17 protein-coding genes are annotated in these 24,787 nt (G+C 74.2%); 10 read left to right on the top strand and 7 right to left on the bottom strand.

Annotated elements, in window-relative coordinates; all coding sequences use genetic code 11:
- The first annotated feature begins 70 nt into the window (after window positions 1-70).
- A complete protein-coding gene (locus tag ATJ97_RS16035; RefSeq protein WP_098484592.1) occupies window positions 71-679 on the top strand; it encodes an NADPH-dependent FMN reductase in 609 nt (202 codons plus the stop codon).
- A gap of 88 nt (window positions 680-767) precedes the next feature.
- On the opposite strand, the gene ATJ97_RS16030 is transcribed toward ATJ97_RS16035, so the two are convergent.
- Both ATJ97_RS16030 and ATJ97_RS16025 read right to left on the bottom strand, forming a co-directional pair.
- Window positions 768-1,733, bottom strand: coding sequence for an electron transfer flavoprotein subunit alpha/FixB family protein (locus ATJ97_RS16030; RefSeq protein ID WP_098484591.1), 966 nt, complete (start codon window positions 1,731-1,733; stop codon window positions 768-770).
- 13 nt (window positions 1,734-1,746) lie between these two features.
- Window positions 1,747-2,520, bottom strand: coding sequence for an electron transfer flavoprotein subunit beta/FixA family protein (locus ATJ97_RS16025; RefSeq protein WP_098484590.1), 774 nt, complete (start codon window positions 2,518-2,520; stop codon window positions 1,747-1,749).
- Between the two features lie 316 nt (window positions 2,521-2,836).
- Between ATJ97_RS16025 and glgX the strand changes: the two genes are divergently transcribed.
- The 3 genes from glgX (at window position 2,837) to ATJ97_RS16010 (ending at window position 8,078) form a co-directional block, all read left to right on the top strand.
- Window positions 2,837-5,098 (top strand): glycogen debranching protein GlgX, encoded by a 2,262-nt coding sequence (gene glgX, locus ATJ97_RS16020; RefSeq protein WP_098484589.1) that lies wholly within the window; start codon window positions 2,837-2,839, stop codon window positions 5,096-5,098.
- A 310-nt stretch (window positions 5,099-5,408) separates the two neighbouring features.
- Window positions 5,409-6,521, top strand: a complete 1,113-nt coding sequence (gene trpS / locus ATJ97_RS16015; RefSeq protein WP_098484588.1) for a tryptophan--tRNA ligase — start codon at window positions 5,409-5,411, stop codon at window positions 6,519-6,521.
- A gap of 171 nt (window positions 6,522-6,692) precedes the next feature.
- A complete protein-coding gene (locus tag ATJ97_RS16010; protein WP_098484587.1) occupies window positions 6,693-8,078 on the top strand; it encodes an asparagine synthase-related protein in 1,386 nt (461 codons plus the stop codon).
- A 97-nt stretch (window positions 8,079-8,175) separates the two neighbouring features.
- On the opposite strand, the gene glgP is transcribed toward ATJ97_RS16010, so the two are convergent.
- Window positions 8,176-10,764: an alpha-glucan family phosphorylase gene (glgP, locus tag ATJ97_RS16005; protein WP_211287267.1), complete on the bottom strand. Its 2,589-nt coding sequence runs from the start codon at window positions 10,762-10,764 to the stop codon at window positions 8,176-8,178.
- A gap of 29 nt (window positions 10,765-10,793) precedes the next feature.
- Here glgP and ATJ97_RS16000 point away from each other — a divergent pair, with 29 nt between their 5' ends.
- The 4 genes from ATJ97_RS16000 (at window position 10,794) to glgB (ending at window position 18,730) form a co-directional block, all read left to right on the top strand.
- Complete coding sequence (locus ATJ97_RS16000) at window positions 10,794-12,962, top strand: alpha-1,4-glucan--maltose-1-phosphate maltosyltransferase (RefSeq protein ID WP_098485542.1); 2,169 nt, start codon at window positions 10,794-10,796, stop codon at window positions 12,960-12,962.
- Between the two features lie 89 nt (window positions 12,963-13,051).
- Window positions 13,052-15,061, top strand: a complete 2,010-nt coding sequence (gene treS, locus ATJ97_RS15995; protein ID WP_098485541.1) for a maltose alpha-D-glucosyltransferase — start codon at window positions 13,052-13,054, stop codon at window positions 15,059-15,061.
- On the top strand, window positions 15,061-16,443 hold the full coding sequence (locus ATJ97_RS15990) for a maltokinase N-terminal cap-like domain-containing protein (RefSeq protein ID WP_245862631.1): 1,383 nt from the start codon (window positions 15,061-15,063) through the stop codon (window positions 16,441-16,443). The genes treS and ATJ97_RS15990 overlap by 1 nt, the downstream gene beginning before the upstream one ends.
- A 61-nt stretch (window positions 16,444-16,504) precedes the next feature.
- Window positions 16,505-18,730, top strand: coding sequence for a 1,4-alpha-glucan branching protein GlgB (gene glgB / locus ATJ97_RS15985; protein WP_098484584.1), 2,226 nt, complete (start codon window positions 16,505-16,507; stop codon window positions 18,728-18,730).
- Between the two features lie 105 nt (window positions 18,731-18,835).
- On the opposite strand, the gene ATJ97_RS15980 is transcribed toward glgB, so the two are convergent.
- Genes ATJ97_RS15980 through ATJ97_RS15970 form a run of 3 tightly spaced genes read right to left on the bottom strand, consistent with a single transcriptional unit; the run spans window position 18,836 to window position 22,455 of the window.
- Complete coding sequence (locus ATJ97_RS15980; RefSeq protein ID WP_098484583.1) at window positions 18,836-19,801, bottom strand: tetratricopeptide repeat protein; 966 nt, start codon at window positions 19,799-19,801, stop codon at window positions 18,836-18,838.
- A gap of 60 nt (window positions 19,802-19,861) precedes the next feature.
- Window positions 19,862-20,896, bottom strand: coding sequence for a DUF8094 domain-containing protein (locus ATJ97_RS15975; protein WP_098484582.1), 1,035 nt, complete (start codon window positions 20,894-20,896; stop codon window positions 19,862-19,864).
- Window positions 20,893-22,455 carry a hypothetical protein gene (locus ATJ97_RS15970; RefSeq protein ID WP_098484581.1) on the bottom strand — a complete coding sequence of 521 codons (1,563 nt, stop codon included), beginning with the start codon at window positions 22,453-22,455 and terminating at the stop codon, window positions 20,893-20,895. The genes ATJ97_RS15975 and ATJ97_RS15970 overlap by 4 nt, the downstream gene beginning before the upstream one ends.
- Window positions 22,456-22,710: 255 nt before the next feature.
- Here ATJ97_RS15970 and ATJ97_RS15965 point away from each other — a divergent pair, with 255 nt between their 5' ends.
- The gene (locus tag ATJ97_RS15965) at window positions 22,711-23,808 is read left to right on the top strand and encodes a coiled-coil domain-containing protein (RefSeq protein WP_098484580.1); all 1,098 of its coding nucleotides are present in this window, start codon (window positions 22,711-22,713) and stop codon (window positions 23,806-23,808) included.
- Window positions 23,809-23,826: 18 nt separating this feature from the next.
- On the opposite strand, the gene ATJ97_RS15960 is transcribed toward ATJ97_RS15965, so the two are convergent.
- On the bottom strand, window positions 23,827-24,318 hold the full coding sequence (locus tag ATJ97_RS15960; RefSeq protein ID WP_098484579.1) for a GNAT family N-acetyltransferase: 492 nt from the start codon (window positions 24,316-24,318) through the stop codon (window positions 23,827-23,829).
- A gap of 49 nt (window positions 24,319-24,367) precedes the next feature.
- On the opposite strand from ATJ97_RS15960, the gene ATJ97_RS15955 reads away from it, so the two are divergent.
- Window positions 24,368-24,781, top strand: a complete 414-nt coding sequence (locus ATJ97_RS15955) for a hypothetical protein (protein WP_098484578.1) — start codon at window positions 24,368-24,370, stop codon at window positions 24,779-24,781.
- Window positions 24,782-24,787: the final 6 nt, after the last annotated feature.

Raw genomic sequence — 24,787 nt, 5'->3', positions numbered from 1 at the left:
ACCCGCCGCAGCGGCATCAGCCACAGCGCGGGGCCGGCCGCTGCGGCCGGCGGCGCGGGAAGGATCGACGATGGCCACGTTCAAGGTCGGCTACTTCGTGGGGAGCCTCGCGAAGGACTCCATCAACCGCAAGCTCTCCCAGGCGCTCATCAAGGTCGCCCCCGACACGCTCGAGTTCACGGAGATCCCCATCAAGGACCTTCCGCTGTACAGCTACGACTACGACGCGGACTACCCGCCGGAGGGCCGGGCGCTGAAGGACGCGATCGCCGCGTCGGACGCCATCCTCTACGTCAGCCCGGAGTACAACCGCTCGATCCCCGGCGCGCTGAAGAACGCCATCGACTGGGGCTCGCGGCCGTGGGGCCAGAACGCGTTCGCGCGCAAGCCGTCCGCCATCATCGGCGCCTCGATCGGCGGGATCGGCACCGCGGTGATGCAGTCGAGCATGCGCAGCGTGCTGTCGTTCCTCGACTCCCCGCAGCTCAACGCCCCGGAGGCGTACATCCACTTCAGGCCGGAGGACTACGGGCCCGACGGGGAGTGCACGAACCCCTCGACGCGGGAGTTCCTCGCCACGTTCATGCGGGAGTTCGAGGCCTTCATCCAGCGCGTCCACGCCTCGGCGCCCGGGCACATCGGACAACACCCCGACACCGACCACGCCGAGCGCGGCTGAGCCGCCGGCCCAACAACGCCGCCGGCCCGGCCGACCGGCCGACTCAGCTACGCAGCCGGCGCGGCCCCGCCGGCCCGGCCCAGCCGGCTCAGCCCCGTAGCCGGCGCAGCTCCTCGATCGCCTGGGGCAGCACGTCGTTGAGGTCGCCGACGATTCCCAGGTCCGCCATCTCGAAGATCGGCGCCTCGGGGTCGGAGTTCACCGCGACCACGGTCTGCGCCGCCTGCATGCCGGCGGTGTGGTGGATCGCGCCCGAGACACCGACGCCGATGTACAGCCGCGGCGAGATCGTCACGCCCGTCTGCCCCACCTGGGCGGCGTGCTCGATCCAGCCCTCGTCGGTGGCCACGCGGGTGGCACCGACGGCGGCCCCGAGCTCGTCGGCCAGCTCGGTGACGAGGGAGAAGTCGCCCTCCACGCCGCGCCCACCGACGACGACGGTGCGCGCCTCGCCCAGCGGCGCACGCTCGCGGGGGTGCTCGGTGCGGGAGAGGACCCGAACCGCGCGCGCCGCGTCCGAGAACTCGACGGGGACCGCGACGACCTCCGGCTCGGCGCCGTCCACCGCGACGGCCTCGACGACGGTGGGCTTGACGGCGATGACGGGCACGCCGCGGGTGACCTCGCACGTGGTCTCCCAGGTGCCCTGCAGCACGACCTTCGAGGCCACCAGCGCGCCGTCCTCCACCGTGACGCCGGTGGCGTCGACCACCGCGCCGGAGTCGAGGGCGACCGCGAGGCGGGCCGCGAGCTCCTTGCCGGCAAAGCTCGACACCAGCAGGACCGCGGCCGGGTCGGCCTGCCGTACGGCGGCGAGCACAGCCTCCGCGGCGACGGCCGAGACCGTGGGCGCGAGGCCGCCGAGCTCCGGCGCGTAGACGGTGGCGACGCCGTAGCGTCCGAGCGCCGCGGTGTCCGGGGACTCCAGCACGACGGCGGAGACGGGGCCGGTGGTCAGCGAACGGGCGAGGGTGAGCACCTCCGCGGCCGGGTGGGTCAGGGCGCCGTCGACGTGGTCGGCGACGACGAGCAGGGGACGGTCGAGCTCGGGCATGTTCTCTCCTGCCTCAGACAAGCTTGTTCTCGACGAGGTACGCGGCGAGCTGGGCGCCGGCGTCCCCGGTGTCGGTGAGGATGCGCCCGGCCTCGCGCGGGGGCCGCGCGGCCGCGGAGCGGACGGTCGTGCCGGCGCCCGCGGTCGCGACGTCGGGCAGGTCGTCCAGGGACCAGGTGGTCACCGGCTTCTTCTTGGCCGCCATGATCGCCTTGAAGTTCGGGTAGCGCGGCTCGTTCGCCTGGTCGGTCACCGACAGCACCAGGGGCAGGTCGGCGCTCTGCCGCTCGTCGGCGTCGCCGATGCTGCGGGTGATCGTCACGGCGGAGCCCTCGAGCGTCACCTCGCTCGCGAGCGTGAGCGCCGGCAGGTCCAGCGCGGCCGCGAGCGCCGCGGGGACCATCGACGTCAGGCCGTCCATGGTGGCCATCCCGGTCACGACCAGGTCCACCGGCGTCTCGGCGCCGAGCGCCCGCACGGCGCCCGCCAGGACCTTCGCGGTCCCGACCACGTCGAAGCCGGCGATCCGGTCGTCGACCACGTGGACGGCCGAGTCGGCACCCATCTGCAGCGCCCGCCGCACCGCGTCGACGGCGTCGTCCGGGCCGACGGTCAGCGCGACCACCTCGGCGCCGTGCTCCTCGGCGAGGGCGACCGCGGCCTCCACGGCGTTCTCGTCGAGCTCGTTGAGGACGTCGTCCTCACCGCGCACGAGATGGCCGTCCTGGTCGAGGGAGCGGTCGGACTGCAGGTCCGGGACGTGCTTGACGCACACGACGATCCTCATGGGACCAAGATTGCCATCTGGCGCGCCCGGGCGCGGAATCGCCCGGTTCGCCCGCCTTCGCCGTGCACTCACCAGGCGGTCACCCTGCGCCGGCCGCCCGCTGTCGCCGCGCGGGGCGCGGCGCCGCCGGCCCGCGAGGGCGACGTGGCGTCCCGCGAGGGCGACGTGGCGTGCCGCGAGGGTGACGTGGCGTCCCGGTGGTCGCGGCAGCCGTCCTGGAAGCGGACCCGGCTGTCCCGGCGAGCGTGGCGCGCAGCAGGGACGGCCGCACGGGCAACGGCACGGACACCGAGGTTCCGTGAGGTTCAATGAGGAGATGAGCACGACGCTGCCCCTTGCCGCCTCGCGGCGCGCGGAGCCGTACACCGACACCGGCGCCGAGCTGGTCCCGGGCCACGCGGCCAACCCCCGGCGGCTCGGCGCGCACCTGGCCGGGGACGGCATCGACGTCGCGGTCCACGCCTCGCACGCCACCCGCGTCGACCTCTGCCTGGTCGACGTGGCGCCGGACGGCACGCTGAGCGAACGGCGGTTTCGCCTGCGCGGGCCGGTGGACGGCATCTGGCACGGCCACCTCCCCGGCGTCCGGTCCGGCCAGCGCTACGGGTTCCGGGTGCACGGCCGCTGGGACCCCGACGCGGGCCTGCTGCACAACCCCGCCAAGCTGCTGCTCGACCCCTACGCCCGCGCCCTGGCCGGGGGCGTGGAGCTGGTGCCGGCGATCCACACGCACACGGTCGGTGAGGACCTCGTCCCTGTCGGCGGCGAGATGGTCATCGACCCGCACGACTCCGCACCGTTCGTGGCGCACGGCGTGGTCGTCGACGACAGGTTCGACGGGGCGGTCGAGGGCCCGCGCGTCCCGTGGGCGGAGACCGTCGTGTACGAGGCGCACGTGCGGGGCCTGACGATGCGGCTGCCGGAGGTGCCCCCGGAGCTGCGCGGCACGTACGCCGGGCTCGCTCACCCCGCCACCATCGCCCACCTCAGGCAGCTGGGCGTCACCACGGTGGAGCTGCTGCCGATCCACGCGAAGTTCCCGGAGCCGTTCCTCACGAGGAAGGGGCTGACGAACTACTGGGGCTACAACACCCTCGGGTTCTTCGCGCCCGAGCCGACGTACGCCACGCGCGCCGCCCAGGAGGCCGGCCCGGAGGCGGTGCTGGCCGAGGTCAAGGGCATGGTCTCCCTGCTCCACGCCGCCGGCCTGGAGGTCCTCCTCGACGTCGTCTACAACCACACCTGCGAGGGCGGCGTGCACGGCCCGACGCTGAGCCTGCGCGGCCTGGACAACACCGGCTACTACCTCCACGACGGCACGGTGCCGGCCCGTCTCGTGGACATGACCGGCTGCGGCAACACCCTCGACTTCCGTCGCACCCGCGTGGTGCAGCTGGCCCTGGACTCCCTGCGCTACTGGGCGGGCGAGGTCGGCGTGGACGGTTTCCGGTTCGACCTCGCCGTCACGCTCGGCCGCGACGGCGCCGGCTTCACGCCGTCGCACCCCTTCCTCGTCGCCCTCGCCACCGACCCGCTCCTGTCCACCACCAAGCTCGTCAGCGAGCCGTGGGACCTCGGCCCCGGCGGCTGGCGGACCGGCCAGTTCCCGGCGCCGATGGCCGACTGGAACGACCGGTTCCGCAACACGGTCCGCACCTTCTGGCTGGCCGACCCGGCCGCCGCCGCCAAGGGCTACGCCGGGCACGACCTGCGGGACCTCGCCACGCGGCTCTCCGGCTCCGCCGACCTGTTCGGTGCCGGGGAGGTGCCCGGCGGGCGTGGCCCCCTCGCCTCGGTGAACTTCATCACCGCCCACGACGGCTTCACCCTCGCCGACCTGGTCTCCTACGAGCACAAGCACAACGAGGCCAACCTCGAGGGCAACCGCGACGGCACGGACGACAACCGCTCCTGGCACCACGGCGTCGAGGGGCCGCTCCCCCAGGACTCGCCGGCGGCACAGATCCTGCCGCTGCGCCGTCGTTCGATGCGGAACCTCCTCGGCACGCTGCTCGTCGCGGCGGGCACCCCGATGCTCACGGCCGGCGACGAGATCGGGCGCAGCCAGGGCGGCAACAACAACCCGTACTGCCAGGACAACGAGATCTCCTGGATCGGGTGGCGCCGCGACGACTGGCACGGCGACCTGCTCGAGACCGTCTCGTCGCTCCTGCGGCTGCGCCGCGAGCATCCCGTGCTGCGCCCGAGCCGTTTCGCGGCGGGGCGCCCGCGCACCGCGGACGACGTCCTGCCCGACCTGTCCTGGTTCGACGGCAACGGCGAGGCGATGGAGCCGGACGGCTGGCACGACCCGCACCAGCGCGTCCTGCAGATGCTCCGCTCCGGCCAGCCCGTCGGGGACGCTGACGCACTCGTGGTCCTCAACGGCTCCCTCGACCAGCAGCTGGTCACCCTGCCCGAGGGGCGGGGCCGGGACTACGAGCTCGTGTGGGACTCCGCGTGGGAACGGCCGGAGGGCGTGCAGCAGGCCGAGACCGAGCCGCTCGACCTGCTCGCCTCGCCCGGGGAGGCGGTGGACCTCGAGTCGCTCAGCATGCGCATCTACCTGGCCCGCTGACTCCTCGAGACTCCCGCGGCGCCGTCTCGACGCTCGGCAACGCCGACGCCGCATGCTCGACGACGACGACGCCCCGTCCCCGACGACGCCGCCGCCTCCCGTCGTCGGACGCCGCATCCCGACACCGCCGCCTCCCGTCGTCGGACGCCTCGCCGGCCCCCCGCGCGACGGCGCTAGGCTGGGACCCGTGCCGATCCGCGTGCGTCTGTGGTGGCCGTCCTGACGGACGGCTCCCCCGCGCACCCTTCCCCCCGGCCGTCCCGCGAGGCGGCCCGGCACGCCCCGCGGCGGCCCCAGACCTGAGGACCTCATGACCGAGCAGACCGACGTCGCCACCGACCTGGCGGACTCCACCAACGACGCGTCCCTCGAGCGCACCCGACGCCGCAGCGACGAGATCGAGGCGCAGATCGAGAAGGACCCGAGCGGGTTCCGCGTGCTCACCGGCGACCGGCCCACGGGCAACCTGCACCTGGGCCACTACTTCGGCAGCCTGCTCAACCGCGTGCGCCTCCAGCGGGCCGGGGTCGAGACGTGGGTCCTCGTCGCCGACTACCAGGTCATCACCGACCGCGACGGCGTCGGCCCCATCCGCGAGCGGGTCCTCTCCCTGGTCGCGGACTACCTCGCGGTGGGCATCGACCCGGACGCGAGCACGATCTTCGCCCACTCCGCCGTGCCGGCCCTCAACCAGCTGATGCTGCCGTTCCTGTCGGTGGTCACCGACGCCGAGCTGCGCCGCAACCCCACCGTGAAGGCGGAGCTGGACGCCACGGGCGACCGGCCCATGTCGGGGCTCATGCTGACCTACCCGGTCCACCAGACCGCGGACATCCTCTTCTGCAAGGCCAACCTCGTCCCCGTCGGCAAGGACCAGCTGCCCCACCTGGAGCAGGCCCGCGTGATCGCCCGCCGGTTCGACGAGCGCTACGGCCGCGCGGGCGACGGCTCCCGGCCGGTCTTCCCGCGGCCCGAGGCGCTGCTCTCCGACGCCGCCAGCGTCCTCGGCACGGACGGGCAGAAGATGAGCAAGTCGCGCGGGAACACCATCGAGCTCGGGATGGACGCCGACGCCACCGCGAAGATGCTCAAGCGGGCGGTGACGGACGCCGACCGCCACATCACCTACGACCCCGTGAACCGCCCCGAGGTCTCCAACCTCGTCCTGCTGACGGCGCTCTCGACCGGACGTGACCCGCACGAGGTGGCCGCGGAGATCGGCGACGGCGGGGCCGCGACCCTCAAGAAGGCCGCGACCGAGGCCGTGAACGAGATGCTCGCCCCGGTCCGCGCCCGCCGGGCGGAGCTGGCGGCGGACCCCGGCTACCTGCTGCAGGTGCTGCGCACGGGCAACGACCGGGCCAACGCCGTCGCCGAGGCGACGCTCGCGGAGGTCCGCGAGGCCATGCAGATGGTGTACTGACCGGCCCTCGTTCCCCTCCGGAGGCGACCGCCCCGGCAGTACGCTCCCCGCACGCGGACGAGGTTCGCCCGGCGGAGCGGCCGGGGCCACGGACCGACGCCGCCGGGCCGGTGACGCGGACGTCGCGACACCGCCCCGCAGGTGCCGACCGTCGCTGCTCGAGGAGATCCGATGCCCCCCACCCTCGAGCCCCGGTTCGCCGAGGACCGTGCCGGCATCCAGGACTTCCTGGCGTTCGGCTTCGTCCCGCGGCTCGCGCCCGGTGAGGCGCCGCTCGCCCTGCTCGCCGAGTGGGGGCGCCAGCCCCGGCGCCACCGGCCCGACGTCTCGGAGGACCAGCTCGTGCGCGAGGGGGTGCGTGCGCTGCGCGAGGCGTTCGAGCTCTGCGCGTCGCGCTCGCCGGCCGCCGGTGACCAGGTCGTCTTCCTCAGCGGCGGGCTGGACTCGCGGACCATCCTCGGCGCGCTGCTCGACCTGTTCGGCCCCGGGTCCGTCGTCGCGGCCACCTTCGGCATGCCGGGCGAGCAGGACTACGACTTCGCCGCCCAGGTCGCCCGGCGCGCCGGGGTGCGCCACGAACGGCTGGAGTCCTTCTCCGCGCCCTGGTCGACCGGTGCACTCGTGGACTCGGTGCTGGCGCGACGGGTGCCCCTTCCCTACCCGTTCGGCCAGCGGTACCTCAGCTACGTGCTCCACGAGCGCATCGGACGCGAGAACGTGTTCTGGGACGGCCTGTGCGGCGACGCCGTCAGCGGTGACTGGGCTCCCGGGGAGGACGAGCACTGGACGTGGGAGGCGGCCGTCGACGAGTTCTACCGCGAGCACCGGATCGCCGGCAGCGACGCGGTGCTCGACCCGGGCCTGGACCCCCGTGCCAGCATGCCGGCGGCACCGGTGCTCGACCCGTCCCTGCTCTCCTTCCCCGACCAGCTGGACTTCGGCGTGCGGCAGCAGCGGTACACCGGCACCCGGATCCCGTCCGGGTACACCGTGCACACGCCGTTCCTCACGGGGCCCTGGCTCGACTACATGTTCGGCGTCCCGGTCCGCCTCCGTCACCGGCAGCACCTCTACATGGAGATCCAGCGGCGGGCCTACCCTCGGCTGTTCTCGCTGCCGACCACGACGTTCGACGGCCAGTCGATGATGACCTCGGCCCTGGCGCGCCGTGCCCACCGGCTCGGCCGGCGGCTCCGTGACCGGGCGGCGCGTCTCGGGCTGCCGCTCCCTCCGGACGCACCGACCGGCGCGAACGACGCGCTCCGCCGGTTCGACCGCCCGCCGATGCGCGACATCCTGGTGGAGAACCTCGACGACCTCCGCCTCCGGGGCGTGCTGCACGAGCGCGCCGAGGGGGTGCTCTGGGACGCCAGGGAGGGCAGGCTCAGCGCCTCGATGACGAGCGTGCTCCTGGGCCTGGAGCTGAACCTCAAGGCGAGCGAGCGGGACGAGCCGGCCGCCCGGGACCCCGCCAGCGCCGTCGGGAGGACACCAAGCGCCGTCGGGAGGACGACCGACGCCGTCGGGGGGCCCGAGACGGGAGCGACCACCAGCTGAGGGCCGCGAACGATCCGCATCCCGGCGCAAGGACCACGGCAGAGGACCGGCCCCCGCGCCTGGTGGCGCGGGGGCCGGTCCTCTCACCGCAGGAGGCTCAGTGCTCCGCGGACGCCGCCAGGCCGAGCTCGGTCGGCGCGGCCAGCATCGGGTTGTCCGGCACCACGCGCACGGTGTACCCGAAGGGGCCGGTGGCGTCGAGCACGCGGGACCCGGCGAACGCGTGCCGCCCGCCCTCGTAGCTCTCGGTGTGCTCGAGCGGGAAGACCCGCAGGTTGCTGAGCGTGTCGTTGTCGTCCACGAGGCCGCCGACGACCTGCACCTGCACGTCCTCGGGGCGCAGGTCCCCGAGGTTGACGTAGGCGGTCACGCGGATCTCGTCCCCGACGTTGACCACGTCCGAGACACCGTCCGACTCCACGTGGTCCACGCGGACCCCGTGCCAGCCGGACCGCACCCGGGCCTTCCAGCCGGCGAGCTCGCGCGCGCCCGCCAGGCCGTCGCCCGCGATCTGCCGCGAGCTGCGGGCGACCGGCGTGTACAGCGTGGTGACGTACTCCCGGACCATGCGGGTGGCCTGGACCTTCGGCCCCAGGGTCGCCAGCGTGTGGCGCACCATCTCCATCCAGTGGCGCGGGACGCCGTCGGCGTCGCGGTCGTAGAACCGGGGCACCACGGTGTCCTCGAGCAGCTCGTAGAGGGCCGAGGCCTCCAGCCGGTCACGCTCGGCCTGGTCCTGGACGCCGTCGGCGGTGGGGATGGCCCAGCCGTTGCGGCCGTCGTACCACTCGTCCCACCAGCCGTCGAGGATGGAGAGGTTGAGGGCCCCGTTGAGGGCGCACTTCATCCCCGAGGTGCCGGAGGCCTCCAGGGGCCGCAGCGGGTTGTTGAGCCACACGTCGCAGCCGGGCATCAGCGTCTGGGCCATGGCGATGTCGTAGTTCGGCAGGAAGACGATGCGCTCGCGCACGCCGGCGCCGTCGGCGAACTGGACGAGCTTCTGGATGAGCCCGACGCCCTGCTCGTCGTCCGGGTGCGACTTGCCGGCGACGACGATCTGGATCGGCCGCTCCGGGTCGGTCAGGAGGCGGGTCAGGCGCTCCGGGTCGGACAGCATGAGGGTGAGCCGCTTGTACGTCGGCACGCGGCGCGCGAACCCGATCGTCAGGACGTCGGGGTCCAGCACGTCGTCGGTCCACCCGAGCTCGGCCGGCGAGGCGCCGCGGTCGAGCCAGGACTTGCGCACCCGGCGCCGGGCCTCCGTGACGAGGTTCTTGCGCAGGGTCGCGCGCATCTGCCACAGCTCGGCGTCGGAGAGGCCGCCCTGCTCGGGCGCGAGCAGGAAGCCCTCGCCGGACTCGACCTGCTCCGGGGCCAGCTTGCTGCCGATGAGCTCGGCGAAGGCCGGGTCGAGCCAGGTGGGGCCGTGGACACCGTTGGTGATGGAGGTGATGGGCACCTCGGTGGTGTCGAACCCGGGCCACAGCTGGTGGAACATGCCGCGGGAGACCTTGCCGTGCAGCTTCGCCACGCCGTTCGCGCGGCGGGCGCTGCGCAGCCCCATGATCGCCATGTTGAACACGCCCGGGTTGCCGCCCTCGAAGTCCTCGGCGCCGAGCGCGAGCACCTTGTCCAGCGGGATCCCGTCGATCTCGGCGCTGCCGCCGAAGTACTCGGCGACCAGGTCGGTGCCGTAGCGGCTGATGCCGGCCGGCACCGGGGTGTGGGTGGTGAAGACGGTGCCCGCCTTGACGGCCTCGAGCGCCTCCTCGAAGGACAGGCCCTCGCCCTGCACGAGCTCGCGGACGCGCTCGACGGAGAGGAAGCCGGCGTGGCCCTCGTTGCAGTGGTAGACCTGCGGCGCGGGCGCCCCGGTCAGCCGGGAGTGGGTACGGACCGCCTTGACGCCGCCCATGCCCAGCAGGAGCTCCTGGCGGAGCCGGTGGTCGGCCGAGCCGCCGTACAGGCGGTCTGTGACCCGGCGGGCCTGGTCGTCGTTCTCGGCGATGTTCGAGTCGAGCAGCAGCAGCGGCACGCGGCCCACCTGCGCCACCCAGATCTGGGCGTGGAGGGCCCGCCCGCCCGGGAGGTCGAGCGTGACGCGCGCGGGGGTGCCGTCCTCCTCGCGCAGCAGGTTCAGCGGCAGGTTGTCCGGGTCGAGCAGCGGGTACGTCTCGTGCTGCCAGCCGTCCCGGGTGAGGGACTGCTTGAAGTAGCCCGCCCCGTAGAGCAGGCCCACGCCGACGATCGGCACGCCGAGGTCGGAGGCCGACTTGAGGTGGTCGCCCGCGAGAATGCCCAGACCCCCGGAGTACTGGGGCAGCGCGGCGGTGATGCCGTACTCGGCCGAGAAGTAGGCGATGGCGTCCGGCTTGTCCGGGTCGGTCAGCTCCTGCTGGTACCAGCGCGGTTCGGCGAGGTAGGTGCTCAGATCCTCGTCGAGACGCCGGACCTCCGCGATGAGCGTCTGGTCGGCAGCGAGAGTCTCGAGGCGCCTGGGGCTCAGGGACCCCAGCAGCGCGACGGGGTCGCCGTGGACGCGCCGCCACAGCTCCGGGTCGAGCGAGGCGAAGAGGTCGCGCGTGGGCGTGTGCCACGACCAGCGCAGGTTCTGGGCGAGACGGTCGAGGGGGGCGAGCGCCTCGGGGAGGACGTTGCGGACGGTGAAACGACGGATGGCTCTCACCCGCACGAGTCTAGACGTCAAAAGTGAAAATGTTGCAGGCCCTTTCACACGCTTTTGCAAGCCGTCCGGGCCGGGACGCCCCGCGGGCCAAACTGCCATGTCGGCCGGACCTCGATAGGTTCTTCGCTGTGAGCACCACCCAGCCGAAGGACCGTGCCCGCGCAACGGGCACGACCCCGTCCGTGCCCCGTCCCGCCCCGTTCGCGCCGATCGGCCGTATTCCCGTCGTGGAGGTCTCTCCCGTGCTGGAGGACGGTCGCTGGCCCGCCAAGGCCACCGAGCGCGAGGCCTTCCCCGTGCGCGCCACCGTCTTCCGCGAGGGTCACGACGCCGTCGCGGCCACCGCCGTGCTGGTGGCCCCGGACGGCACCGACCACTCGTGGGCGCGCATGTACGACATCGCGCCCGGCCTGGACCGCTACGAGGCGTGGCTGGTCCCCGACGCCCCGGGCGACTGGGGCTTCCGGGTCGAGGGCTGGTCGGACCCGTACGCCACCTGGGCCCACGACGCGCGGCTGAAGATCGACGCGGGCGTCGACGTCGAGCTCATGCTCACCGAGGGGGCGCTCGTCCTCGAGCGCGCCGCGGACCGGGAGCTGCCCGCCGACGCCGCCGCCGTGCTGACCGACGCCGTGACGGCCCTGCGCGACACCGCGCGCCCCGCGCAGGCCCGGCTCGCGGCCGGCACCGCGGCCGAGGTCCGCGCCGTGCTGGACGCCCACCCGCTGCGCGACCTCGTCTCGCCGTCGGCCACGTACCCGGTGGTCGTCCACCGCGAGCGCGCGCTCTACGGGTCCTGGTACGAGATGTTCCCCCGCTCCGAGGGCGCCCGGCGCGACCCGGAGACCGGCCGCTGGACCTCCGGCACCCTGCGCACCGCGGCCGAGCGGCTGCCCGCGATCGCCGACATGGGCTTCGACGTCGTCTACCTGACCCCGATCCACCCGATCGGTTCCACCAACAAGAAGGGCCGCAACAACTCCCTCGAGTCCACGCCCGAGGACCCGGGCTCGCCGTACGGCATCGGCAGCCCCGACGGCGGGCACGACGCGATCCACCCGGACCTCGGCACCTTCGAGGACTTCGACCACTTCGTCGCCCGGGCCCGCGAGCTCGGGATGGAGGTCGCCCTCGACGTCGCCCTGCAGGCGTCCCCGGACCACCCCTGGGTCACCGAGCACCCCGAGTGGTTCACCACCCGCGCGGACGGGTCGATCGCGTACGCCGAGAACCCGCCGAAGAAGTACCAGGACATCTACCCGCTGAACTTCGACAACGACCCCGAGGGGATCTACACGGCCGTCCGGGACGTGCTGCAGACCTGGGTCGACCACGGCGTCACGGCCTTCCGCGTCGACAACCCGCACACCAAGCCGCTGAACTTCTGGCAGCGCCTGCTCGGGGAGTTCCACGAGCGCCACCCGGAGGTCATCTTCCTCGCCGAGGCGTTCACCCGGCCGGCCATGATGCGCACCCTGGGGGCGATCGGGTTCCACCAGTCGTACACGTACTTCACGTGGCGCACCTCCAAGGGCGAGATCGGCGACTACCTCACCGAGCTGGCCACCGAGACCGACGCGCGGGTGCGTCCCAGCTTCTGGCCGACCACCCACGACATCCTCACGCCGTACATGCAGCAGGGCGGCACCGCCGCGTTCGCGATCCGGGCCGTCCTGGCCGCCACCGGCTCGCCCACGTGGGGCATCTACTCCGGCTACGAGCTCGTGGAGAACGTGGCCCGGCCCGGCGCCGAGGAGCAGATCGACAACGAGAAGTACGAGTACAAGCAGCGCGACTGGTCCCTCGCGGACAGCCTCGGCATCGCCGACCTGCTCCGCTCGCTCAACCGGATCCGCCGCGCCCACCCCGCGCTGCAGCGCCTGCGCGACGTCCACGTCCACCCGACCACCGACGACGCCACGCTCTGCTTCTCCAGGCGCGTGCCCGCCGAGCACTCGCCCACGGGTCGGGAGGACACGGTCATCGTGGTGGTGAACCTCGATCCCTACGCCACCCGCGACGGCGTCGTGCACCTCGACCTGGAGGCCCTGGGGCTGCGCCACCCCGGCACCGACGCCCCCGTCATGGAGGTCACCGACGAGCTGGGCGGTGAGCGGTACTACTGGAACGACCACCCGTACGTGCGGCTCGACCCGCACGGCCGCTGCGCCCACATCCTGAGCGTGAGGGCCCTGTGAGCGCGCCCTCCACCGGCGCCGGCCCCCACGGGGCGGACGCCGCACACTCGGCACCCGTCGCCACCAGAACCACTCCCCCGGCGGGCACGCTGCCGGCCCCGGTCCACCCGGTCCGGCACCTCGGCGCCGACCGGCCGGGGCTCACGCCCGACCCCGACTGGTACCGCACGGCCGTCTTCTACGAGGTGCTCCTGCGCGCCTTCCACGACTCCGAGGGCTCCGGCAGCGGCGACCTGCGCGGCCTGATCGACCGCCTGGACTACCTCCAGTGGCTCGGCGTCGACTGCCTGTGGCTCCCGCCGTTCTACCCCTCGCCGCTGCGCGACGGCGGGTACGACGTCTCCGACTACACCTCGGTGGACGGCCAGTACGGCACCCTCGACGACTTCGTCGAGCTGATGGACGAGGCGCACGCCCGCGGCATGCGCATCATCATCGACCTGGTCATGAACCACACCAGCGACCAGCACCCGTGGTTCCAGTCCTCCCGGTCCAACCCGGACGGCCCGTACGGCGACTTCTACGTGTGGTCGGACACCACGGAGCGCTACCAGGACGCGCGCATCATCTTCGTCGACACGGAGACGTCCAACTGGACGTTCGACCCGGTGCGCCGGCAGTACTTCTGGCACCGCTTCTTCTCCCACCAGCCGGACCTGAACTTCGAGAACCCGGCCGTGCAGGAGGCGATGTTCGACGTCGTCCGGTTCTGGTGCCGGCTCGGCGTGGACGGCTTCCGGCTGGACGCGGTGCCCTACCTCTTCGAGGAGGAGGGCACCAACTGCGAGAACCTGCCGCGCACGCACGAGTTCCTGGCGGACCTGCGCGCGATGGTCGACCGGGAGTTCCCGGGGACGATCATGCTGGCCGAGGCGAACCAGTGGCCCGAGGACGTGGTGGAGTACTACGGCACCGAGGAGCGCCCCGAGTGCCACATGTGCTTCCACTTCCCGGTGATGCCGCGCATCTACTACTCCCTGCGGGAGCAGCGCGCGAGCGCCATCCGCGACATCCTCGCCGACACCCCACCCATCCCGGGCGGGGCGCAGTGGGGCACGTTCCTGCGCAACCACGACGAGCTGACGCTCGAGATGGTCTCCACCGAGGAGCGTGCCGCCATGTACGGCTGGTACGCCGAGGACCCGCGCATGCGCGCCAACGTCGGCATCCGCCGCCGGCTCGCGCCGCTGCTGGGCAACTCCCGCGCGGAGATCGAGCTCGCCCACGCCCTGCTGCTCTCGCTGCCCGGCTCCCCGACGCTGTACTACGGCGACGAGATCGGGATGGGCGACAACATCTGGCTGCCGGACCGCGACGCGGTTCGCACGCCGATGCAGTGGACCCCCGACCGCAACGCCGGCTTCTCCACCGCCGACCCCGGCAAGCTGTACCTGCCGGTGGTCCAGTCGCTGGTCAACCACTACGCCGCGGTCAACGTCGAGGCCCAGCTCGCGCAGCCCACGTCGCTGCTCCACTGGGTGCGCGGCATCCTCGAGGTCCGCCGTCGGCACCCCGTCTTCGGCACGGGCGACTTCGTGCCGCTGCACGTGGACAACGACGCCGTGCTCGCGTTCACCCGCAGCAACGAGCACGAGACGATGCTCTGCGTCATGAACCTGGCGAACACGCCGCGCTCCGCGACGGTCCGCGTCCCCGGGCACGCGGGGGCGAGCCTCACCGACGTCTTCGGCGGGGCACGCTTCCCCTCCGTCGGCCCCGACGGCTCGATCACCGTCACGCTCGGCTCCCGGGACTTCTTCTGGCTGCTCGTCTCCCGGGCCGACGACGGCGAGGCCGCCGCCCCGCTGGGCGGGATGCCGGCGTCCGTGCGCCCGGCCGCGCCGGAGGAGCCGGCAGGGTCCGCCCGGACGACGGCGGAGCCGGCCGGGACGGTCACGCCCGCCAGGCCCTCGGCCGACTCGCCGGCCTCCCGCCCGGAGACGTACGTGGTGCCCACCTCCACGTCCGCCCCGCGGCCACCGACGCTCCCTCCGTCGGCTCTCCCGCCGGCCCCGCACGCGGGCCCGGCGCCGGAGGTGCCGTCGGCACCGTGGACGGGGCTCGAGTCCGACCCCGTCGCCGTCACCCCGGAGGAATGATGGCCACTCTCGACCCACCGTTCTCCCAGCTGCTGCCGGCGTGGATGGCGCGCCAGCGCTGGTACACCGGCAAGGGGACCGAGCCCAGCCTCGAGCGCGTCGGGGGCCTGCGGCTGCAGGACCCGGCCGGCGAGGTCGGCGTCGAGGTCCACCTCGTCCGGGACGTGGGCGGCGCGGCGCCGGTGCTCTACCAGGTGCCGCTGACCTACCGCGGTGCGCCGCTGGCCGGCCACGACGACGCGCTCGTCGCCACCACCGAGCACTCCGACCTGGGGACGCGGTGGGTCTACGACGCCTGCCACGACCCCGTCGGCGCGGCCGCGCTGCTGCGCACCGTGACCGAGGAGCTCGAGCTCGCGCCCGACGGGCCCCCGGGGACCGGCCGCGCCCGCGGCCACCGCACCGGGCTGCTGCCCGCGCTGACGGTGCGCGGCTCACGCGTGCTGCGCGGCGAGCAGTCGAACACCTCCATCATCTTCGACACGGTCGACCCCGACGACGGCGACGAGCGGCCGGTGATCCTCAAGCTGTTCCGGGTGCTCCACGCCGGCCGCAACCCCGACGTGGAGGTCCAGCAGGCCCTCGCCCACGCCGGCTCGACCCGCGTGCCGCGCCCGGTCGGCGACCTGCTGGGCCAGTGGCCCTCGCCCGACGGCGCGCACCAGCTCTCCGGGCACCTCGCCCTCGCCCAGGAGTTCCTCCCCGGTGCGCCCGACGCCTGGCGGGTCGCGCTCGACGCGCTCGAGCGCGGCGAGGACCTCGCCCCGCGCGCCCGCGCGCTCGGGGAGGCGACCGCCGAGGTCCACGCCACCCTCGCCGCGGTCCTGCCCACGGCGGAGCCCGACGAGGCCGCGCGCGCGGAGACGCTGAGGGGCTGGCGCGCGCGGTACGCCACCGCGTGCGAGCACGTGCCCGACCTCGCCGCCCGCGCCGAGCAGGTGGAGGCCCTCCTCCAGGCCGGCGCGTCGGCCTGGTGGCCGCGGCTGCAGCGCATCCACGGCGACTACCACCTCGGGCAGGTCCTCGACGTCCCCGGCCGCGGCTGGGTGCTGCTCGACTTCGAGGGCGAGCCGCTGCGCCCGCTCGCCGAGCGGACGCTGCCCGACCTGCCGCAGCGGGACGTGGCGGGCATGCTGCGCTCCTTCGACTACGCCGCCGGCTCCGTGCCGGCGGCCGACGGGCAGCAGTGGGCCCACCGCGCCCGGGAGGCGTTCCTCGACGGCTACGCCCACATCTCCCGGAGCGACCCGCGGGACGAGCCGGCCCTGCTGCACGCCCTCGAGCTCGACAAGGCCCTGTACGAGGTGACCTACGAGGCGCGCAACAGGCCGGACTGGCTGCACATACCCCTCGCGGGGGTCGAACGCATCCTCGGGGCCTGACCACCGGGCCCCCGCGGGCGACGGGAAGCGCGCCCGCACGGCTGATGGAAGAGTGAGACACATGGATCGTGAACCACACACCGAGGCCCTGTCCGGCGCGCCGTCCGACCCCACCGCCGTTCCGGTCCCCGTCGACCCGGGGCTGCTGCGGGAGGTCGCGCTCGGCCGGTACCACGACCCGCACTCGGTGCTGGGCGCCCACGTCGGGCCCGCCGGGGTGACCGTGCGCACCGTCCGCCACCTGGCCGACGCGGTGGCTGTCGTGACGGCCCACGAGACCTACGAGGCCGTCCACGAGCAGGACGGGGTCTGGGTGGCGGTGCTTCCCGGTGACCAGATCCCCGACTACCGGATCCGGGTGACCTACGGCCGCGAGACCTCCGTCGTCGACGACCCGTACCGGTTCCTGCCGTCCATCGGCGAGATGGACCGCTACCTCATCGGCGAGGGCCGGCACGAGGAGCTGTGGAACGCCCTGGGCGCCCACGTGCGCCGCTTCCCCGGCGAGATCGGCGAGGTGCACGGCGTGAGTTTCACCGTGTGGGCGCCGAACGCCCGGGCGGTGCGCGTGGTCGGCGACTTCAACGCCTGGGACGGCCAGGGCACCTCGATGCGTTCCCTCGGGTCCTCGGGCGTGTGGGAGCTGTTCGTGCCCGGCCTCGGCGCCGGCACGCGCTACAAGTTCGAGATCGGCTACCCCGACGGTTCCTGGCACCAGAAGGCCGACCCCATGGCCCGGCGCACCGAGGAGCCCCCGGCGACCGCCTCGGTCGTCGACGAGTCCACCTACGAGTGGGGCGACGAGGACTGGATGGAGCGGCGGGCCGCGTCCGACCCGCACACCGGGCCGATGAGCGTCTACGAGGTGCACCTGGGCTCCTGGCGGCCAGGCCTGAGCTACCGCGAGCTGGCCGACCAGCTCATCGAGCACGTGCGCCGGCACGGCTTCACGCACGTGGAGCTCATGCCCGTGGCGGAGCACCCCTTCGGCGGCTCCTGGGGCTACCAGGTCACCTCCTACTACGCGCCCAGCGCCCGCTTCGGCACGCCCGACGAGTTCCGCTTCCTCGTCGACAGCCTCCACCGGGCCGGCATCGGGGTGATCGTCGACTGGGTCCCCGCGCACTTCCCCAAGGACGCGTGGGCGCTCGCCCGGTTCGACGGCACCCCGCTGTACGAGGACCCGGACCCGCTGCGCGGCGAGCACCAGGACTGGGGCACGTACGTGTTCAACTTCGGCCGCCGGGAGGTGCGGAACTTCCTCGTCGCGAACGCCCTGTACTGGCTCGAGGAGTTCCACGTCGACGGGCTGCGCGTGGACGCCGTCGCCTCCATGCTCTACCTCGACTACTCCCGCCAGCCCGGCCAGTGGCGCCCCAACGTCCGCGGCGGTCGCGAGAACCTCGAGGCGATCAGCTTCCTGCAGGAGACCAACGCGACGGCCTACCGCAAGGTCCCGGGGATCGTGATGATCGCCGAGGAGTCCACCGCCTTCCCCGGGGTCACGGCGCCGACGTCGGTCGGCGGCCTCGGCTTCGGGCTGAAGTGGAACATGGGCTGGATGAACGACACCCTCCGCTACCTCGCGGAGGAGCCCATCAACCGTCGCTACCACCACGGCGAGCTGACGTTCTCGCTCGTGTACGCGTTCTCGGAGCAGTTCGTCCTGCCGCTGAGCCACGACGAGGTCGTGCACGGGAAGGGCTCCCTGCTGACCAAGATGCCGGGCGACCGGTGGCAGCAGCTCGCCGGGGTGCGCGCGCTCCTGGCCTACCAGTGGTCCCACCCGGGCAAGCAGCTGCTCTTCATGGGCCAGGAGTTCGCCCAGGAGGCCGAGTGGAGCGAGGCCCGGGGGCTGGACTGGTGGCACATGGACGACCCCGGGCACGCCGGCGTCGCCGCCCTCGTGGCCCGGCTCAACGAGGTCTACCGGGCGCACCCGGCCCTGTGGTCGGACGACTTCTCGCACACCGGCTTCGAGTGGATCGAGGCGGGCGACGGCGACCACAACACCCTCAGCTACCTGCGCCGCAGCAAGGACGGCCAGGACGTCGTCCTGTGCGTCATGAACTTCGCGGGCACCCCGCACGAGGGCTACCGCGTCGGCTTCCCGATGGCCGGCGGCTGGCGGGAGGTCCTCAACACCGACGCCGCCGAGTACGGCGGCTCCGGGGTGGGCAACCTCGGCCGGGTCGAGGCGAGCGAGCCGATGTGGCACGGCCGTCCGGCGTCGGCAGCGCTGCGTGTGCCGCCCATGGGTGCCGTCTGGTTCGTCCCCGAGGACTGAGATCGCCCCGCGCGGTGCGCACCCGCGCGCCGCGACCGGACGAGATCGAGGTGGTGGTTCCCGACGGAACCACCACCTCGAACTCGTCGGGCGGGAGGTCGGGCGCTAGTACAGCGCGCTTGCCAGCGCCCGGCGGGCCGGGCTGACGTCCGGGTGAGTGGGTCCGGCGATCTCGAACAGCTCGAGGAGCCGGACGCGGACCTGCTCGCGCTCGTCGCCGGACGTCGCCCGGACGACCCGCACCAGCCGCTCGAAGGCGGCCCCGAACCGGCCGGTGGCGGCCTCGACGTCGGCGGCCGCGAGGTGGGCGGCCACGTCGCCCGGCGCCGCGGCGGCCGCGGCGGCGAGGACCTCCTCGGGGTCGTCGTGGTCCACCCGGCGGATCAGCTGCACCTGCAGCAGCGCCGCCCGCGCCTCCTCGTCGCCCGGGTTCTCCTTCAGCGCCCTGGTGTAGGCGGCCTCGGCCGCGTCCAGGTCGCCGCGCTCGATCGCCTCGAGGGCCTCGGCGTGCAGCGGCGGGAGCGGCGGCTCGGCGGGTTCCTCCGCAGCGGGCTCCTCGCCCGGGGACAGCACGCCGGTGACGCCGTTCTGGGCGGCGATGCGCAGCACCTCGTCCAGCACCTGCCGGATCTGCTCCTCGGGGTAGGCCCCCTGGAACAGGGGGATCGGCTGCCCGCCGACGACCGCGACGACGGTCGGCACGGACTGCACCTGGAAGGCCGCCGCGATCTGCGCGTCCGCGTCGACGTCGACCTGGGCCAGCTGGAACCGGCCCCCGTACTCGAGGGCGAGCTTCTCCAGCACCGGGGTCAGCTGCCCGGACGCGGCCGAGCGCGCGGAGTACAGGTCCACGAGGACCGGCACCTGGGTCGAGAGCTGGACCGTCTCGCCGAAGGTCGCCGCGGTCACCTTCACGACGATCTCGCCCGGGACCGCGGCGCCGGCCCCGCCCCCTGCCGCGCCGGGTGCGCCAGGGGCGCCCGGACCGCCCGGGGCGGTCTGCCGCGGCGTCGCCAACGACGACAGGTCGACGGCGCCGTAGAGGTTCATACCAGGCGTGGGCTCGCTCATCACTTTCCTTCGTCCGGGTTCGCTGATGCTGACCCTACGCCGACCACGACCTCCGGGCGGCTAGCCCTCCGCCGGTGCCGCGGCGTCGTCACGGGTGACCTCCATGAGGACGGTGGTCGCGCCGAGCGGACGGATGGTCTTGTCGTCCGCGTCGGACGGCGGGACGTAGAACGCCATCAGGACGTCGGAGGCGCCGGTGACGGTGCCCAGCACCTCGGTGTTGCTCCCGAGCAGCGCGCCGAGGGTGCCACCCGCACGCAGCTCGGAACCGGGAACGGTCTTGCGCAGCGTGAGGTTCGACCGCAGCTCGCCGACGACGATCGCCCCGCCGTCCGCGGTCGCCAGGGAGAGCGGTCCGTCGTTGCCCGGTTCTGCGGAGACCTTCGCCTCCCCGGCCGCCTCGATCGCCTTGTCGAGCTCGGCGGTGCTCTCCGCCCTCGACTTCTTGTAGGGGTCGTCGGCGAACTGGTCCGCGTACTCGGAGTCGCCCTTGTTCAGGGTGTCGACGTAGCGCGCCACCACGTCCGAGGGCGGGACCACGAGGTTGTCGGCGTCCGCCGGGACGACGGCGGAGCCTGCGTCGGGGTGGGACATCGCCGGGGTCTCGATGCCCGGGAAGAGGGTCACCCAGCCCCACAGCCTGTACTGATCGCGCGCGTCGGACTGCTCCAGCACCAGCAGCAGGGGAAGGTTGGCCCCCTCGGGCACCTGCGAGATCACGACGACGGGTCGTGGGAAGCCCTCGGTGGCGGGGACGGCCGCCACCTGGGGCGCCGTAGTGAGCGCGTCGGGCGCGCTCTTGCCGTCGGTCGCGTCAGCCAGCTTGTACTCCGCCGCACGCATGTCCAGGGCGGGGCCACCGACGCGCGGCTTCAGCAGCTCGGGGTCGCGCGCCTCGTCGGCCTCGGCGACGGTGGCCTGCACGTCCTCGAGGACGCGGGCCAGCCGGTCCTCGTCCAGCGCGGGCGGCGGGGTCTCGGCGACCGCATCGGGCTCCGGCTGGGGCAGCTGGGCACTGCAGCCGGCCAGGAGCGCGGCGGAGAGACCGACGCCGGCGAGGGCGGCGCGCACGCGCCGGATCCGTGGGCGGCTCATCGCTGCTCCTCCCCCTCGTCGGTCGGCCGTCGTCGTCCGCCGAAGCCCCACAGCGAGCGCCATCCCTGACGGTCCTCGGGCTGCGCGTCCGGCTCGTGCTCCTCGGTGATCGTGGGCTCCTCGGCAGGGGTGTTCTCGTCGGCCGGCTCCACCACGGGCATCGCCGCCGTCTCGTCGGCCGGCTCCACCACGGGCATCGCCGCCGTCTCCTCGGTCGACTCCACCACCGGCATCGCCGCCGTCTCCTCGGTCGAGGTCACCACCGGCATCGCCGCCGTCTCCTCGGTCGAGGTCACCACCGGCATCGCGGCGGTGGCCTGGTCGCCGGTCTCGTCCTCGGTCCACTCCGCGGCCTCCTCGGCGGCGCGGGCGCTCTCCCGGGACGACCCGGCCGTCGCTCCTTCAGCGGCCGGCGCAGCCGCGGCGGCTCCGACAGCCGCGCCCGTGGCGGCTCCGGCACCCGCGCCCGTGTCCGACGGCTCGTCGACGCCGTCGCGACCCGCTCGCAGCTCCGCCGCCCGGTCGGACGCGGGGACGACCCCGGCGCCGCGCGCCACGCCCGCGGAGGCCGTGTCGTCGTCGGGCGCGAGGGGGTGCTCAGCCGTCGCGGCGTCCGTGACGGCCTCCGGCTCCCGGGCGGCCCGCAGCTCCTCGGCGCGCGCCGACGCCGGGACGATGCCCGCGCCCCGCGCCACGCCGGCGTCGTCGAGGCCGCGCGCGGAGGTCACAGGGATCTCACCGGTCGTGGCGACCACGGGGATCTCACCCGTGCGCCCACGACCGCGGCGGCGTGCCTCCGCCCGCTCCCGCTCCCGCAGCTCGCGGCGGGTCAGCCCGGCGCCCGCGGCGGCCGGCAGGACCACGGTCTCGTCGTCGTCGGCGGCCCCCACGGGCGCGGGACGACGGCCGGACTCCCGGGCGCCCAGGACCTGGAGCACGAGCAGCGCGATGCCGGCGATCATGAGCAGGCCGCCGAGGATCAGGCCGGGAACCAGCCAGGGCGTCCTGACCTCGACGTCCCAGGTCAGCGTGACCTCGGGCGCCGGCGCGGTGCCGTCGGTGGCGGCCAGCAGGCTCCACCGCCCGTCGCGGTCGGCCCAGGTGAGCTCGGCGCTCCCGGTGCCCGTCTGCTCCGCCACCCACAGGTCGGAGCCGGCCGGGTTCGGCAGCGCGGCCGGCTCGGCGGGCTCCGCCGTCGCGCCCTCGGTCGGCTCCTCGGTCCCGCCGGCGGCGACGTCGTCGACCTTGAGCTGCTCCCAGCTCTCCAGCCCGGTGATGCGGGTGTGCGCGGCGGTGCCGACCCAGGCGTCGACGTCGGCGGTGCGGCCGACGGCGAGCACCACGGGCTCGTCGCCCCCCGCCGTGGCCCTGATCGTCACGTCAGGCCCGACGGCGTCGAGCACCCCGGCGTCGGAGACGACGACCGGAGCCTCGGGCCGGGACGGCAGGGAGAGAGTTGCAGTGTCCGTCGGGCGCCAGATCGTCGCCGAGGCGATCGCAGCCAGAACCGCGATCGCTCCCAGGACGACGAGCGCGACGGCGAGGGTCCGTCGAGTCACGTGGGTGGGTTTCCTCCCGTCAGGATGCCGTGCGGCATCGTCAACTCGCCAGAATACGGCGCACGCCTCCCCCGCGCTCTTCGCGTGCGCGCTCCCACGATGCCATCCCGGCCGTCGGGACGCACCCACGGCAACCGCGCGACCTCCGTGACAGGCCGGCGCAGCACCTCCTCCGCACGCCCGCACGGTTCCCCGGCACGCCGCGCCGCACAACCACCCCCAGGTGCGCGACCGACCTGACGCACCGCGGTTACCGTGGACGGGCGGACCAGCGAGCAGGGCGAGCAGGAGAGGGCGGCGGACATGCAGGAGCCCGTGACGAACGAGGACCGGCCGGCGTTCCCGGTGGTGATGCGCGGCTACGACCGGGCGCAGGTTGACCAGCGCATCCACGCGCTCGAGACGGCGCTGACCGACGCCCGCCGCGAGGTGGCCACCCTCGACGCCCGCCTGCTGAAGATCTCGGGCGCGCTCTCCGAGGCGCAGCAGCGGCTGAGAGAGAACGAGCGTCCCTCCTACGCCGGCCTCGGCTCGCGCGTGGAGCAGCTGCTGCGCTCGGCGGAGGAGCAGGCGCTCGACGTCGTCACCCGGGCCAACGCCGACGCCGAGCGGACCCTGGACCGCGCCACGCAGACCGCCCGGGCGCTGACAGAGCGGGCGGAGCAGGAGGCGGCGGCGCTGCTCGCCGACGCGCGCCGGGAGGCCGACCAGCTCACCGAGGGGTCGCGGGCCACGGCGCACACCACGCTGGACAACGCCCGCCGCCGCGCCGAGGAGCTGGTGGCCGCCGCCGAGCGGGAGGCCGCCCGGTCGAAGGCCGCGATCGAGGCGGAGCTGGTCGAGCGCCGCGCCGGCCTCGACCGAGAGCTCGGCCTCCAGCGTGCGCTCGCGGACCAGGAGGTCACCGAGCTCAGGGCGCGCACGGAGACCGAGGCCAGCCAGCTGCGCGCGGCCGCCGAGAAGGAGGCGGAGGAGGCCCACCGCGCCGCCGCCGCGCGTGCGGCCGCCGTCGTCGGGGACGCCGAGGCGCGGGCCGCGGACGCGGAGCGACGGCTGACCGAGGCGCTGGACCGCACCGAGCGCACGCTGCTCGAGGCGGACACCGCTGCCCGCGCGCGGCTGAAGGAGGCCGACGAGGAGGCCACCCGCACGCTCGCCGACGCCCGGGCCGAGGCCCGCCGGCTGCGCGAGGAGGCGGAGGAGGCCGCCGACGCGGCACGGACGACGGCGCAGCGCCAGGTCGAGGAGCTGACCCGCCAGCGGGAGTCGATCACCGGGTACCTGGAGGAGATGCGGGGGCTGCTCGCCGTCCGCGAACCCGCGCCGCCGCCCCCGCCGCCGGCGCAGGCCTGAGCGCCGGGCGGGCGTGTCTCAGCGCAGCATCCGGACCTCGGTGAGGGAGCCGCGCGCCGCCACGGTGCGCCGTTCGCCGTCGAGCTCGAAGCCGTGGTGGCGGAAGAAGCCCTGCGCGTGGGCGTTCCCCTCCTCCACCCAGACCTGGCACGGGGCGTCCCCGACGGCGAGCTGGAGCAGGTGGGTGCCCGTGCGGCGCCCGTGCTCCTGCGCGACGACGTGGAGCAGACGCAGCTCCAGCGGGCGCACGTGGCCGGCGCCGGGCGCGACCGCCATCGCGAACCCCACCGCCTCCCCGTCACGGTGCGCCAGCCAGACGGTGGGGCCGTCGGGGTCGGAGAGCAGCCGCTCCCACTCGCCGGGCCCCGCGGCCTCGCGCTCGGCGTACACGTCCGCGGGGATCTTCTCGCCGTAGGTCTCGCGCCAGCAGCGCAGGTGCACCGCCGCGACGGCCGGCGCGTCGAGCACGGTCGCGGGACGGATCCGCGCGGAGGGTTTCTGGTCGGGCATGTCCCCAGGGTAGGACGCGCCACGTCCCGGCCCGCCGTACGGTGAGGCCGTGGACGAGTGGGCACAGCGGCGCCGGGACGCCGCCGTCGAGCGCGCGGAGCTGCTGGCGCGCCGCCGTCGTGGCGAGGCGGACCGGGCCGCCGCCATGCTGCGGACCTTCGCCGCGGCGGCCCGCCGGGCGGGCCTGCCGCCCCGGCCGCTGCGGGTGCAGGGCTACGGCGGCCGGGGCACCGCCCGCACGGACCTGACCGGGTGGTACCTGCGCGGCGACCGCACCGCCGCCGTCGGCACCGACGGCCACTTCTACGTCCTCACCGCGCGGCTGTCGGTGCTCGACCGCCTGCGCGGCACCACCGCGGCCCCGCAGGAGCCGCCGCTGGTCCTCGGCGCGGGCGGCAAGGACGGCGACTCCGTGGACCTGTCCACGGCGCTGACCCGCCTGCTCCCGGGCTGGGAGGACTGAGGGGCG

Origin of the sequence: Georgenia soli, from assembly GCF_002563695.1 — a bacterium.
Taxonomy (GTDB): Bacteria; Actinomycetota; Actinomycetes; order Actinomycetales; family Actinomycetaceae; genus Georgenia; species Georgenia soli.
This window is presented reverse-complemented; position numbering and strand designations above follow the sequence as displayed.